The 12678-nt window shown below is 35.6% G+C and carries 19 protein-coding genes and 2 pseudogenes; 13 read left to right on the top strand and 8 right to left on the bottom strand.

The genetic code is table 11. The features are described from left to right. Positions 1 to 152 precede the first annotated feature (152 nt). Entirely contained in the window at positions 153 to 1280 is a 1128-nt protein-coding gene (locus M1D69_RS07850; RefSeq protein WP_458104084.1) for a response regulator aspartate phosphatase, read from the bottom strand. Between the two features lie 184 nt (positions 1281 to 1464). On the opposite strand from M1D69_RS07850, the pseudogene M1D69_RS07845 reads away from it, so the two are divergent. The 11 genes and pseudogenes from M1D69_RS07845 to M1D69_RS07795 all read left to right on the top strand — a co-directional run. After that, a pseudogene (locus M1D69_RS07845) lies at positions 1465 to 2754 on the top strand (ribonuclease YeeF family protein); the annotation flags it as partial. Then, complete coding sequence (locus M1D69_RS07840) at positions 2746 to 3117, top strand: hypothetical protein (protein ID WP_458110432.1); 372 nt, start codon at positions 2746 to 2748, stop codon at positions 3115 to 3117. The pseudogene M1D69_RS07845 and the gene M1D69_RS07840, both read left to right, overlap by 9 nt. Continuing rightward, on the top strand, positions 3114 to 3545 hold the full coding sequence (locus tag M1D69_RS07835; RefSeq protein WP_458104085.1) for an SMI1/KNR4 family protein: 432 nt from the start codon (positions 3114 to 3116) through the stop codon (positions 3543 to 3545). The genes M1D69_RS07840 and M1D69_RS07835 overlap by 4 nt, the downstream gene beginning before the upstream one ends. 91 nt (positions 3546 to 3636) lie before the next feature. After that, the gene (yqcF, locus tag M1D69_RS07830) at positions 3637 to 4215 is read left to right on the top strand and encodes a type VII secretion system immunity protein YqcF (RefSeq protein WP_458104086.1); all 579 of its coding nucleotides are present in this window, start codon (positions 3637 to 3639) and stop codon (positions 4213 to 4215) included. A 107-nt stretch (positions 4216 to 4322) separates the two neighbouring features. Then, positions 4323 to 4715, top strand: coding sequence for an immunity 50 family protein (locus M1D69_RS07825; RefSeq protein WP_420977396.1), 393 nt, complete (start codon positions 4323 to 4325; stop codon positions 4713 to 4715). A 9-nt stretch (positions 4716 to 4724) separates the two neighbouring features. After that, positions 4725 to 5165, top strand: coding sequence for an SMI1/KNR4 family protein (locus M1D69_RS07820; RefSeq protein WP_458104087.1), 441 nt, complete (start codon positions 4725 to 4727; stop codon positions 5163 to 5165). A 94-nt stretch (positions 5166 to 5259) separates the two neighbouring features. Further along, positions 5260 to 5385, top strand: coding sequence for an RNase A-like domain-containing protein (locus M1D69_RS07815; RefSeq protein ID WP_458110431.1), 126 nt, complete (start codon positions 5260 to 5262; stop codon positions 5383 to 5385). Positions 5386 to 5443: 58 nt separating this feature from the next. After that, positions 5444 to 5569 carry an RNase A-like domain-containing protein gene (locus M1D69_RS07810; protein ID WP_458104088.1) on the top strand — a complete coding sequence of 42 codons (126 nt, stop codon included), beginning with the start codon at positions 5444 to 5446 and terminating at the stop codon, positions 5567 to 5569. 26 nt (positions 5570 to 5595) lie between these two features. Further along, a complete protein-coding gene (locus M1D69_RS07805) occupies positions 5596 to 5895 on the top strand; it encodes a contact-dependent growth inhibition system immunity protein (RefSeq protein ID WP_458104089.1) in 300 nt (99 codons plus the stop codon). Between the two features lie 990 nt (positions 5896 to 6885). Further along, complete coding sequence (locus M1D69_RS07800) at positions 6886 to 7002, top strand: YjcZ family sporulation protein (RefSeq protein ID WP_044154438.1); 117 nt, start codon at positions 6886 to 6888, stop codon at positions 7000 to 7002. 169 nt (positions 7003 to 7171) lie between these two features. After that, positions 7172 to 7261, top strand: coding sequence for a YjcZ family sporulation protein (locus tag M1D69_RS07795; protein WP_198098310.1), 90 nt, complete (start codon positions 7172 to 7174; stop codon positions 7259 to 7261). A 194-nt stretch (positions 7262 to 7455) separates the two neighbouring features. Here the strand turns inward: M1D69_RS07795 and M1D69_RS07790 are convergent, their stop codons facing one another. Both M1D69_RS07790 and M1D69_RS07785 read right to left on the bottom strand, forming a co-directional pair. Beyond that, positions 7456 to 7809, bottom strand: coding sequence for a YrdB family protein (locus tag M1D69_RS07790; RefSeq protein ID WP_217827810.1), 354 nt, complete (start codon positions 7807 to 7809; stop codon positions 7456 to 7458). Between the two features lie 66 nt (positions 7810 to 7875). Next, on the bottom strand, positions 7876 to 8031 hold the full coding sequence (locus M1D69_RS07785; protein ID WP_227534050.1) for a hypothetical protein: 156 nt from the start codon (positions 8029 to 8031) through the stop codon (positions 7876 to 7878). A 201-nt stretch (positions 8032 to 8232) separates the two neighbouring features. Between M1D69_RS07785 and M1D69_RS07780 the strand changes: the two are divergent. Both M1D69_RS07780 and M1D69_RS07775 read left to right on the top strand, forming a co-directional pair. Continuing rightward, positions 8233 to 8301 (top strand): annotated as a pseudogene (locus M1D69_RS07780) (transcriptional regulator); the annotation flags it as partial. 211 nt (positions 8302 to 8512) lie between these two features. Continuing rightward, positions 8513 to 8872, top strand: a complete 360-nt coding sequence (locus M1D69_RS07775; protein ID WP_458104090.1) for a hypothetical protein — start codon at positions 8513 to 8515, stop codon at positions 8870 to 8872. Positions 8873 to 8949: 77 nt separating this feature from the next. Here the strand turns inward: M1D69_RS07775 and M1D69_RS07770 are convergent, their stop codons facing one another. The 5 genes from M1D69_RS07770 to M1D69_RS07750 form a co-directional block, all read right to left on the bottom strand. Then, positions 8950 to 9360 (bottom strand): hypothetical protein, encoded by a 411-nt coding sequence (locus tag M1D69_RS07770; protein ID WP_458104091.1) that lies wholly within the window; start codon positions 9358 to 9360, stop codon positions 8950 to 8952. A 248-nt stretch (positions 9361 to 9608) separates the two neighbouring features. Further along, positions 9609 to 10370, bottom strand: coding sequence for a metal-binding protein ZinT (locus M1D69_RS07765; protein WP_458104092.1), 762 nt, complete (start codon positions 10368 to 10370; stop codon positions 9609 to 9611). 308 nt (positions 10371 to 10678) lie between these two features. Next, entirely contained in the window at positions 10679 to 11035 is a 357-nt protein-coding gene (locus M1D69_RS07760) for an SH3 domain-containing protein (RefSeq protein ID WP_105953543.1), read from the bottom strand. A gap of 57 nt (positions 11036 to 11092) precedes the next feature. Beyond that, positions 11093 to 11452, bottom strand: coding sequence for an SH3 domain-containing protein (locus tag M1D69_RS07755; RefSeq protein ID WP_142396276.1), 360 nt, complete (start codon positions 11450 to 11452; stop codon positions 11093 to 11095). Positions 11453 to 11708: 256 nt separating this feature from the next. Then, on the bottom strand, positions 11709 to 12359 hold the full coding sequence (locus M1D69_RS07750; RefSeq protein ID WP_458104093.1) for a VOC family protein: 651 nt from the start codon (positions 12357 to 12359) through the stop codon (positions 11709 to 11711). Positions 12360 to 12678: the final 319 nt, after the last annotated feature.

The following is a 12678-nucleotide window of genomic DNA, read 5'->3' as shown; positions in this document are numbered from 1 at the left end:
TCCATTTATGAAGGAGGTTTAGGTAGCATTATCAAGTTTGAAGACGATCTGAAGCAATATGAAATGTGTTTTGAGTTTGGTTCTCTGTAAAGTCGGTACCGAAACCACTTACTAAAACAAATGACAAACCCAGGATAATGCTTAACCTCTTTTTAAAAGTCATACAGGCATTCTCCCCTTTGAATTTGTGTTTGAGTTTCAACCATTTTCTGATGATAAACATAAGATGTTTCAAATTCTTTTGAGTTTGCATAAGCAGCTGCGGTCTCACAGGCAATGTCTTCAACATAAGAATAGTTCTTATTCTTCTCTAAGTATTCTATGGTTTGATTAACTCCATGTTGATCCACCGCATCGACGTAAAGAGCTTTTAAATAACCCTGTAATTTTGCGAAAAGCTCATCACCTTGATAAAGAGCTGCTGACAAACCTTTCTTACTTACTTGGATAGCTTCATTCATTTTTCCTTGTTTAAAAAGGATTTTTGCATAAGAAAATAAAGAATGTGGCAAGTTTGTGAGCTTTTCTTTTTCTGTTATCTCCACAGCTTGCTTCATGAATACTTCCGCTTGCTCGTAATCGCCACTGTCAGCAAAATTTGTGCCTAAATTATATAACGCAGAACTAATCAACCTCTTGTTATTCAATTCCCTAGATAACTCTAATGCTTTTTCAAGATGCGGCTGACTTTTTTCATAACGTTTAAAATCTATATAATTCCCTGAAATAACAAACATACATTGAACTTTCCGCACCTTATAAAGTTCATATTGATTATAAATATCCAATGCTTGTTTAACGTGATGCATAGACACATGACTTTGCTTCATACCATAGTATGCTTCAGCTAACTTAAAATGAAACTCTGCCCTTTCGATCTCATCAGGGACATGTATAAACTGCTTTTCGGCTTCTCTATAATAGTAGATAGCTCTCATGTATTGCTTCTTATCAAACTCGTACATCCCTCTGAAAAACAGAGAATAATACGACAAAAGACCAGATATGCCTTTATTTGAAGTCTCAATCTTTTCAAGTAGTTCGTCAATAGTTGGTCTTATACGTGTTGTTACGGGTTCCAAATAATCTAACATAAGCTGATGACGGAATTTCATTAGGGAGAAGTAAATGAGTAAATACTCATCTTCCTCCATCCGTTGGATTTCTTGCTCCACCTCTGCCTTTAAAATCTCTGCATCCGGGACACTAAATTGACGTATCATTTTATACCATTCATTGATCTTTACGCCAACTTCTGACGATGATAAAACCGGATTCACAGGACCCCTCCTTTTATGTCTTTTTATGTAATATTCTAACATTTCCGGAAAGTGTTTGGACCGCAAAAAAACCGCAAACTTTTTATTCAGTATCTTTAATATGGTCAATCAAGATAATTTAGTTCGTTTCCTCTTTCTCCCATGGTAATATTTTGTTATAACGATTAAATGAAAGGATATGATCATGAAGGTATTTGAAGCCAAAACCTTGCTCTCCGAGGCTAAAAAGCGAGCAAAGGAATACAAAGATTTAAAAAGTAAAATGGTCAAATTAAAGAAAGCGTTCAAAGCTGTTGCAGATTTAGACGATAGCGAGTTTTCAGGCAAAGGTGCTAATAACATCAAATCATTTTATGAAGATCAAGCTGGCATTGCTGACCAATGGATTGATTTAATTGAGATGAAAATTTCTTTCTTAACGAGTATTCCTGGTTTCTTAGAAGATGCCAACTTATCAGATGCCTACATAGAAGAAACCTTTTTAGCGCATGAGCTTGCTAACGCCTACACCAAATCAAAATCCATCATGTCTGAACAGAAAAAAGCCATGAAAGATATATTAAATGATATCAACGATATACTGCCTTTGGATCTGTTCTCGACAGAAACTTTTAAAGATGAACTTTCGTCTGCCGAAAAGAAACGTAAAGAAGCCATAGAGAAAATGGATGAAGTTGACGAAAATTTAACTTCAGAATACGGACTATCAGAAGCAAATGAACAAATGATTCAAGCTGATTATCAAGCTTTAATAAATGCGAAAGCAAAAGGCAAAAGCGCCTCTCCTATTCACTATAATGCGAAGGCTTATAGTGACAGTGAGATTCACAAGATGACTGAGGATGTAAAGAAACAATCAACAGACTACATCTCTTTTAAGGACCAACAGGCGGAACAAAGAAGAATTGCAAAAGAACAAGAAGAACTGGCGAACAGACCATGGTATGAAAAGTCTTGGGATGCTGTTTGTAATTTTACAGGAGAGGTCTCTGGATATTATGATTATAAAAGAGCCGCTGATGGGGTTGATCCTGTTACCGGCGAAAAGCTAACTGCTGGACAACGGGTCGCTGCCGGTGCAATGGCTGCGGCAGGATACATCCCTATCGTTGGTTGGGGAGGTAAATTAGCTAAAGGTGGAAAAGCTGTTTATACAACAAGTAAAGCATTGTATAGAGCAGACAAAGCTCTCGATGTATACAAAACACCTAAGACATTCCATGCCCTTCAAAATTCCAGCAAAGGACTTTATGGACTTGCTTCTGCAAACGGTTTTAGCGAAGCCGTAACCGGACGCGATATGTTCGGGAACAAGATTTCCGAGGAACAACAAGAGCAAAGTATAACTAATGCTTTATCAATGCTAGTTCCATTTGGTGTAGGTGGCGTTAGCAAAAAGTTGAATGCAAAAGCAAGTAGCAAATCAGAGAATTTTGTTATATTTAATAAGACCAATAAAGATTCAATGCCAAAACCTAAAGGTACCGGCCCGAATGGCGGGCGGTTGCAATCTCATCATGGGTTACAGCAACAATGGGCTAATGAAAACTTAAAACAATATAGCTATGACGCCAACAAAGCACCAACTATAACAATTGAAACAGGTAAGGGGTTCCCTCATACTGAAATTAGTAAAAGACAAAACGCGAGACGTAACGAACGTGTTGCACAGGGGAAAGGAAAATGGAGTTCTACTTTACAAGAAGAACTTAATTATACTGTTGAAGATTTAAAAGCAGCAGGATTTTCACGTAAGACCATTGAAGATGTACTGGAACAACAATATAAAATGTTTAATAAACTTGAAGTTAGTTATGAAAGGATTGATTTGAAATGACCTTACTCAATAAGATTAGCTCACATTTTTCGATAGATGCACAAGAGCCCGCTGCTAACATAGAAGAAATTGAATCATTAAGAGAATTCTCACCTATAAATGTTCCATCTGATTATATAGACATAGTAAGTGAAGCAACAGAAGTTGAAATAAGTGTAGATGGCGAAAAGTACATACGGATTTGGAGTCCAACAGGGTGTATTGAAATGAATGATTCTTATGAAATTCAAGAATACATACCAGAATCACTCGCAATTGGTGATGATGAGGGTGGAAATGCTCTAATTTATTTAAGCGGAAACGAAGGTTTCGGATTGTATATTGTAGGTTTTGGAGATTTAGATGTTGAAGAAGCTGTTAAAGTCGCTCCATCCTTAAGGGATTTATTAATTAATAATACAGGCATAGAGAGTATATTAGAATTGTAATTTTACAACTCACTGCTTTTTCGGCTTCTTTAACGAAATTCTGTTTAAAGACAAATATATATACATTAGAAATTGTCGGAGAGATTGTCTAATGGTCATTACACAAGAAAATAAAGTTATTGCTAGAACAGTTTTAGGAGCTTTTGGAGGTAAACCGATAGTTACGAAATATTGGGATGATAATGAGATAAGCAGCATTGATATTTTATCAGTTAGTGACCAGCCTCAAGAAGGTATCACGTCATACTCAACTCTAGGATTGTCGGATCATTCTATTAATTATGAGGTGAATGGCACTCCGTTGCGGGTAGAAATCGTAGCTGCAATGGAGTCAGCTTCAGACATATATGCTAATGTTTTATCAACTTGTGCCTTTAATATAATCAACTCAAATTTCTCTTGTGCACCAGGTGTTATTTTTAAAAATGTGATTAGTATGTATGATCAGGAAACCGACATGAAACATGTTATGTTCGTTCCCCCATTTCTGTGGGAGGAAGATTTAGAGCTACTTGAATTTAGCAACAAAAATGTTACTTGGCTAATGGCTTTACCTATATCAGAAGGCGAATTGCAAGTAGCTGATAAACACGGTCCAGATTATTTACAAGATCTTTTGGAATCAAAGCAGATTGATATTTTTGATATAAAGAGAGAATCTGTTGTTTAAATGAAAAAGAGTACTTTACAAGCCCCTCTCAATGAGAAGGGCTATTCTATTTAATTTGAAATCAGCTGCAAATAATAGAAGAAAATGACTGAGGTAAGGAGCATCCTATGATTATTGAAGAAAAATTCATGAATCCTCAAGCTATTATCAATATATTTGGGAGTATGCCCAATTTTACTGACGCGGAATTAATGAATGTTGAATTAAATAGAGATGGCCCCTGCTTATTTGTGCGTCTTATGACAAAAGAAGTTGTTGAGAATAAACCTAAACGCTGGGGAAAGTGGGATGTTGTTTATGTAGAAATGTCTTTTATAGGCGTTCAGGATTTACTGATAAAAAATTTAGGAACAAATAATATTGTTGATCAATTTGAAATTAGTGAACTTAATGGTAATGGTTCATTAAAAATAAAGTGCAATAATCAGATGCAACTCGAATGTCTTTTTGATTGGGCCAGAATCGAAAACATCACTCCAGGTTTATTGGGGATCTCTTAACTGGACAATATGACAGAGTGGAGATTTGCCGAAAAACCTATTGGGGAAACAACTGTTAAAAAAATCGAAAAGGCATTAGATATTAAGTTTCCAAAAGACTACATTACAACTATATTAAACAACAATGGGGCGCGCCCAAGTAAAAAGATATTTGACTTTGAAAATACAAAAGGCGCGATTTTTAATCGATTACATGGTTTAACTGAGGATAGTTCAAGTTTTATTTTAGAGGTCTTTGAAGATTACCAGGATGGAAGGATGCTTCCTGGGATAGTTCCTTTTGCTTGTGATCCTTTCGGTAACGAAATCTGCTTCGATTATCGTCTTAATAAAGAGAATCCGTCCGTAGTTTTCTGGGATCACGAGATTGCATATGAAGATCCTGATAAATCTTTGAGTCATATATGTGATTCATTTACAGAGTTGGTTAATAAACTATACGAGGAATAAACGGAGAAAACCTTTCCCCTTCTTTTTTGAGCAGAAAGGCTCTTTGTATTTAATACAAGGGATAACTTCTCGCACCTGGTGAAGATTAGCGCTAATTGACAGACATATCGGTAAGACTGATGAAGAGTTATTACAAAGGCTACAGAAAAACAAGAAGATACATGCCTCTTCTAGTTTCAGTGATAAGCCAACTGCAGAAGAGTCGCTAATGAAACATTAACTAAACATAAAAAGAAAAAGAAGAGTGGTTAAATAGTGATATTAACGATACATTACCGTTGCCTTATAGAGGAACCGAAGTTATAGGTAGAGGAGTTCGTAGAGGCTCAAATGAAGTTAAAGATATGACTAACGCTAGAATAGTATTAAAGAAAGATGAAGATGAGATGGTAGCTTTATACTAACAGGCTACCCAACGAGGTGATATATAATGATTGAAATTACAGTTTCTGATCCTGTATTTAGATTTCTCGGTGGACATTTCCACCAAGATATAGAGTCTCCGGAAAAGTCCCTTGATGAATATTTAAATGAAGCATCACAAAAACTAAAAGAAAGAGATTTAATAGCACTAACTGAGTTTGTAAATAGTTATTATTCAGAAGAAGACAAGAATGAATTTATAGATGAAGCAGCGGATGGCATATACCTTCCTGAAGATGATATAACTCCATTAGAATGGCTTAAGCAAGTTACTGAACAAATTAAACAACACCTTAAAACAATATAGTAATAAAAGAGCCCTCTCTTTTCTAAAAAGGACTTCTTTTATTATTTCAATAAGTCTTCAAGTTTCGCTTTGTAAATTCTTTTAGTAAGCCAACGTATGAGTAACATCTAACTTCAAATACAGCCTTCTAAGATACTGTTCATTTTGAAACATATGTAAATAGAATTTGACATACTTTCACATGGAGTAAAGCAGGAAATAATGATTCAGATCAATTTTGAACCTCAGTAAAATCTCTTTCTGCAGAATTTCTACACCTTTCCTTTAAAATGCTTTATTTCTATAAATACGAATCGACAGAAGCCAAGAACAAACATATAGAATCATAACCGAAAATAGAATTAACAAATAAACATTAAGATTTTGCAATGATAATAATATTCGAACATTTTCTCTGATTATATCGTTCACATTTGGAACAAGGTATTAATCAACACCATATAAATACCGAATAAAACAAGTGAGCCTATGAACAAATATCGGCTGTTAAACTGATAACTAAATGGAAAGATAAATGAAGCAGATACCATAACAAGGCATACGATAAACATAAGATCGATCCATATTGTTAGTTGTCTATGAATGATCAAATTTCCTATAAAAATTGTAAGAACTACAATTAAAGTAAAAATAAGCACCCCCTACATAACATCCAAGCAGAGGTGCATATAAAAATGAGCAGGTATATAATTTTGTGCCAATGTATTTTCTCGTTTTTTTGCTGCGTGGGCATAATGTATTTTTTTGGCGGCATGTTTTGCATGAGCCTGATTTCCTGCCCGACGTTTTCCATTCTGCTTCAATAGCGGTTTTAACCTTTCTCCCCCGTGCCTCTGACAAGATGCGATGTGGACATACTTGCCGTCCCAATCGCCTCAATTTCAACTTAGACTAAAAAATCATTTTAAATTTCATTTCAACTAGCATCCCTATCGAAGTAACTCGACCCGCATATCATGTACTATCTCTTTTTTTAAGGGAGGTGGACATATGGGATACTCATATGGTTGTGGTAACTCCTTTGCATTAATCGTGGTGCTATTCATCTTATTAATCATTGTGGGAGCAGCTTTCTTCGGAGGCTATCCAGAAGGCGTTCCTATTTAATTGATATGTAGGAATATCTCCATGTTGTTTGGCGCCATAAGAAACCTTTATGGCGTTTTCCGTTTATTTTTTAGACAAAAAATTCATTTTTTCTTATTTAGACGTAAATCTATGTCGAAAACTATCGTTTAGCATATCTTATACTATCCTCACTAAAGGAGGTGGACATATGTCTAATGGTTACGGTAGTTCCTTCGCGTTAATTGTGGTGTTATTCATCTTGTTAATCATTGTTGGAACAGCTTTCTTTAGATATTAAGTTAAAGACTAATCCTACACAGCAGCACCTCCCTGTTCGGCTAAACGCCATAAGAAACCTTTATGGCGTTTTGTTATGTGATTAACTCACCATATGCTGATAAAGTTTCTGAACCAAGGAACTATAAAATACCAATCTTCAACTTTCTGAAGCTCTATGAGCTTTTTTAAAATTGTCCACAGTTTTAATATAATTTATTGATTTAGAAGCCATTTTATACGCCCAGCTGAAGTTATATAGTGTAGCAATATAAGACAAAAAAAGATGACACAAACTGTTTTTAAATTACTAAAATAAAGCGCTGCAACCGCTATTGCAAAGATCAATAATTCAATAAATAATCTTATAACCCCGTTCACGGCTATTACAGTTTGACCGCTTCGGCTAGGATCATTGGGCACTGCAAACACGGACCAGATAATCATAACTGCAATTGGTAAAACTAAAGTTAAAACATATTTTAAAAAACCATTGAAGTGAGTCCAAGCAAACACACCTATGAAAATCAATGCCGCAACTTCAAGTGAAAATCTTAGAAGTAAATTCATTTGACTCAGTTTTTTTCAACTCCTCTGTATTAAAAAGCACCCCGCAGGAGATGCTCTTTCTCCACTTTATTTCAGCATATAAAAACTTTTCTGTTCTTCTCCTTTTGATTCTCTTTGAGTTTTTGGAGAGATCATCTCCACTTTTGAAGATATGATACCGACTACTGCTGTTACTAATGCTCCGATTAATGCAATAATTATAAGTATAGTGACATATGACAACTTTTCTCCTCCTATCCAGATAATTATCCAAATAATCAGGAAGTTGTCTACAATTCGCAAAATTTGTCGAACGAAAATATTGAATAATACCCGATTTTGTTGTGAAAATGAATTCAACATTCCGTTTACATCATCGAATTCCTAATAATGCCTCCCAGCTGAGTTGGAGTCAGATGATTAAAGTGTTCTCCGAAAACTTGAAAAGTGTTCAAGTATGAAGCAAAAAAAGGACTGAACGATCCTGAAACGTTCCTTGCAGCAAAAGACGGAAATCAGATAAATAAACGCAGCTAGTGTATTATTATTTATTTCTGTTTATTTAATTCTGTTTACTAATAAGAGTTAGATTCTCATTTATAAAGTGATTTTTGAACCAATTAGAAACCCTTACAGGACAAAGGTTTTTGTCATTTATATTTTCATTTAGGTCTCTTTTACATTATCATATATAAAAATGAAGATTACATAAGGAGCGTTTATTGTGAAGAGAACCATTGAGTTTGTTTTAAGTTTAATAGGGAGCATATTGGGTATTGTAGCATCTATCCTAGCTTTAGGTATCGCTTACCTAGATTTATTTTTTCACTTGATCAGATACTTTGATATGACAAGCGACCTCCTTGTTGGGGCATGGATATCTTTGATCTTTTCGTGCATTGGGTTTACCGCTTCAATTGTTGTCTTATTCAAACCAAAGTTGAGCAGTGTTTTACTTTTTATCTCAGGGATTGGAGGACTTATATGTATTGATTGGTTTTACTTAATACCAGCTATACTTATGATGATCCCTGGAATCATGGTGTTTGTAAGGAAAGAAAAAACTGCTCCTAAAGTAATTTAGAGCAGACTATAATTCAAATGAACCGCAACGGGCAGTTCTTTTAGTGTAAAGTCATATTTTAGATAAACTAATTGTTATTATTGGACAGTACCATAATCAAAATCAATATCTTTCTTGTCTAAATCTCCCTTAACATTTTTAGCATAAGTCATGGTTAAATGTACGCTTTTATCTATCCACCAAGTTCCATCATCAGTATTCGTATCCCAAGTAACATCTATATCTCTGCCCAAATTCTCAAAAAACACCAAATTCCCAACAGCTACTGTTTTTCCGTTGATCTTGTAATATATTAAAACAATTTTCTTATCGAATATACCTGCCCCGTGCTTTACGATTGTTAAACTATAAGGCTTGTTAGGACATTGCTCTTCAAGTATAATTTCAGGATTTAAAAATAAAACATAACAGATGAATAAAATTGGAACAATCATTAGCCTTTTTAATAATTTTTTATTGATATTAAACCGTTTAACAACCCATTTCATTTGGGATACACCCCCATCTTTTGAACGTACACTCAGGCATAGGCTTAAAAAAATAAAGCGTGTCATTCGTATTATAAGGCAGGGAGAGGGTAAAACGGAAGAAATGTAAAGAGGGCAAAAAGCTGCTGACGAGGAGTCAGCAGCTACACATGCATCTATCTGTAGAAGTCCATATCAATAATAATGTATTCAATATCAAGTCCGTTATTTCCAATTGATGAGGAAACGATCAGGACCAAGGGCCATTTTTAATGCGCCATCATCTCATGGGCAATGTCGTGTCCGTCCATTTCTGACGGGTAATAGGTAGGCCAGTTTTTGACTTCATCAAGTAAAGCTTCACGGTCGTCACCCCAATACAGATGGTAATGGCTGGATTTAGTCGGATAGATACTATGATCACTAAACTGAATATACTGAGGAAGTCCTTCAGCTTCTTTAGCACGTTTGAATATGTATCTTACCCCTCTATTGCCCGCATCATATGTCAGAATTTTGTACCCGTCATAAATATACTGACCAGAATATTCTTTTCCATTTTTGAAGAACGTTACAGTATCTGGTTGAATTAAAATACGTTCAACATCTGTTTTATACCCTTTTTTATAATATTCTTTATATTCTTCAGCTGTCATGTCACCTTCATGTTCTGCTTTATAAGAAAATACTTCGTCAAGAGTACCATCTTGCAGGTATGAATATACAGATTGCCAGTCTCCTTCCCAGTCAGAAAGTGACCGATCCTTTACTTGACTGTCTTTAAAATCGCCTTCATAAATTTTTTCTGTTTCTTCATCATGTGCATGATTATGATCGTGATCATGATCATGATTATGATGATGAGATTCTGATGATTGCTCTTGCGTTTTAGAAGAGTCTTCTGCAGCTGATGAGGATGATGCTGTTTTATTAGACTCACCTTTAGATGAACCTGAAGTCTGACATCCTGCCAATACTAGTAATGAACCAATCGTTAATATGCCTAACCTCTTTGCAAATGAAATTCCCATTACGACACTCCTTCTCATCAAATCGAAATTATTACGATTTGTATTATACATTTATCTTATGCAAAGATCAAAGGGAAAATGAGATGTTTTCATGATTTTATCATCTTACTTTCTGCCCTCTTGACTGTTCATACAAAATACAAACACAATTTCCTCGGTCTTTCATTTATGTACTTAAAGTTATCATTCATGAGTGGGCTATCCCAGCGATTGAGTTATTTATAAACAGGAAAAACCACACCAACAAAGTTGGTATGGTTCATTCAGATAGGCCCTAAAGAAGAGACTCTATTGTACGGAGTATACAGCTAGTTGCATCGGTAACCGACCGGACCGTCAGAACCTGTATACACATATGTGTCAGACACATATCCAATATTCACGATACCCCGGGAATCTTTCCACTGGATTTGATCCCAAATGTTACTCGTTCCATACTTTCCGGTTACAGTTGTTCCATAAGCATAGCAATAGTAAGGAACACGTGAGCCGCTAGGAATGGAAAGCATAATAGGATAATTTGTACCTGGACCGCTGCGCATATTTACAGGCGCACCGCTGCTTGTTGAGACAGTAAAGTACTGAACGGCAAGTGCCTGACTGGAAAAAATGAACAATGATGCAATCATAACGGTTAACATACTCAACGTTTTCAGTTTCGTCAATTGAATCCCTCTTTCTATGAAAATATCACTATATTAGTTTTTTGATTGCAGCTAAGACTACCAGCTGCATTTAGGAACTACCGGGCCGTCTGAGCCTGTATACATATATGTATCAGAGACAAACCCAGGAACGATCTCCCCGCTTGCAAGCGTCCGCTCCGTGTAATTCCAAATATTACTTGTTCCATACTTTCCAGTTACAGTTGTACCGGTTTTGTAGCAATAGATCGGGATACGGGTACCGCTCTGGATGGTTGTTACAATCCCCCAGCTTGTACCTGGGCCGCTGCGCATATTTACAGGCGCACCGCTGCTTGTTGAGACAGTGTAATACTGAACTGCTTGTGCATGACTAGAAAAAATGAAGAATGACGCTACCATAACGGTTAACAAACTTGCTATTTTTAGCTTTCTCAACTTATACTCCTCCTCATCATAAATGTCCTGCGTCTGGCTTTCTTACATTCAGTTCAGGAATGATTCGGCCGACCATCTTCTCCCCTTTCGTTTACATATATTGATATCATATTACCATCAAACAGGTATATGAGAAGTGCCATTATTACTGAATTTTCAGACAGGAGAGAGGATAAAATTTGGGAATATAGGGATTGCAATGCAATCCGAAATAACGCATGAAAGATAAGTCACACACCAATTAAAAGCTTGATTACTAATCAAAATTTTTGATGATCCCTCGGTCAGTTTCTATCATGAGTGGTGCATCTATACTGTATTTATCCGAGAATATCCATCTTCTCCCGACAGGACCTAATAAAATATAGACCCCTTCTTTATACTCCCCCATGAAAAGTAAATGATTTTTTGAGAAAGGTTCATCATTTCTTTGCCGAATTCCCAGCTTTAAAAGGTAATCAAAACATTCTTTAACATGAGTTGTAGATAAACCAATCTCGCTTATACCTATTACATTGTCGGGCGTGAATACTTTTGACCTCGTTTCCGGAGAGGTTTCTAATCGAGAAATAAACTCAACAATATTACCTGCAGGGTCTTCAAAATATATCGATCTTGCCTTTGCATTTGCAAAATACGCTTCATCGTCACCATCTTCTTCAAGTAAATCAACCTTCTTTTTCAGCCATTCTTTAGCTTGTGCGAAAATATTCGAATGGATATTAAACGCAAAATGATAGTAATAGCGATTCGCTTCGTCTTGGTGCAAGGTTAAGATGCTTTCTCCTACTTGAAATATGGCTAATGTATCAGTTAAAGCCAGCGTTTTAAATTGAAGGATATCTTTATAAAAGCTTACAGTTTGATCAAAATGAGAAACAAATATTTCAAGATTTTTTATTTTCACTATTTTCACCCCCTCTCTTACTATATCTAAAATGAGAAACAAATTCTTACTACATTTAGTTTATTTAAGCTACATCATTAGACTGAAATATAGAACCACCTGCACTTGTTTTTCATCCACATTTCGTAGCTTTAAGGATACATCGTATGCCTCTTCATCAGCCAGCAGCCGTAGGATCTTCATTTTTATAGCTTCAGTCACATTGTTATCTGAAACCACTTTCTGAACTCGTCACCAATGTCATGACTTACTCGTTCTAGTTTTCTAAATCAAAATGACAGAAAACTTTGCCCCCTTTCTTGTCATGTGTATCGACATC

This window comes from Bacillus sp. PK3-037 (assembly GCF_054161355.1).
This window is presented reverse-complemented; position numbering and strand designations above follow the sequence as displayed.

Coding starts and splice junctions, on each gene's coding strand:
- M1D69_RS07840 (WP_458110432.1), top strand. CDS start 2,746: ATGCCAAAACCTAAAGGTACCGGCCCGAATGGCGGGCGGTTGCAATCT.
- M1D69_RS07835 (WP_458104085.1), top strand. CDS start 3,114: ATGACCTTACTCAATAAGATTAGCTCACATTTTTCGATAGATGCACAA.
- yqcF (WP_458104086.1), top strand. CDS start 3,637: ATGGTCATTACACAAGAAAATAAAGTTATTGCTAGAACAGTTTTAGGA.
- M1D69_RS07825 (WP_420977396.1), top strand. CDS start 4,323: ATGATTATTGAAGAAAAATTCATGAATCCTCAAGCTATTATCAATATA.
- M1D69_RS07820 (WP_458104087.1), top strand. CDS start 4,725: ATGACAGAGTGGAGATTTGCCGAAAAACCTATTGGGGAAACAACTGTT.
- M1D69_RS07805 (WP_458104089.1), top strand. CDS start 5,596: ATGATTGAAATTACAGTTTCTGATCCTGTATTTAGATTTCTCGGTGGA.
- M1D69_RS07800 (WP_044154438.1), top strand. CDS start 6,886: ATGGGATACTCATATGGTTGTGGTAACTCCTTTGCATTAATCGTGGTG.
- M1D69_RS07795 (WP_198098310.1), top strand. CDS start 7,172: ATGTCTAATGGTTACGGTAGTTCCTTCGCGTTAATTGTGGTGTTATTC.
- M1D69_RS07790 (WP_217827810.1), bottom strand. CDS start 7,809: ATGAATTTACTTCTAAGATTTTCACTTGAAGTTGCGGCATTGATTTTC.
- M1D69_RS07770 (WP_458104091.1), bottom strand. CDS start 9,360: ATGAAATGGGTTGTTAAACGGTTTAATATCAATAAAAAATTATTAAAA.
- M1D69_RS07765 (WP_458104092.1), bottom strand. CDS start 10,370: ATGGGAATTTCATTTGCAAAGAGGTTAGGCATATTAACGATTGGTTCA.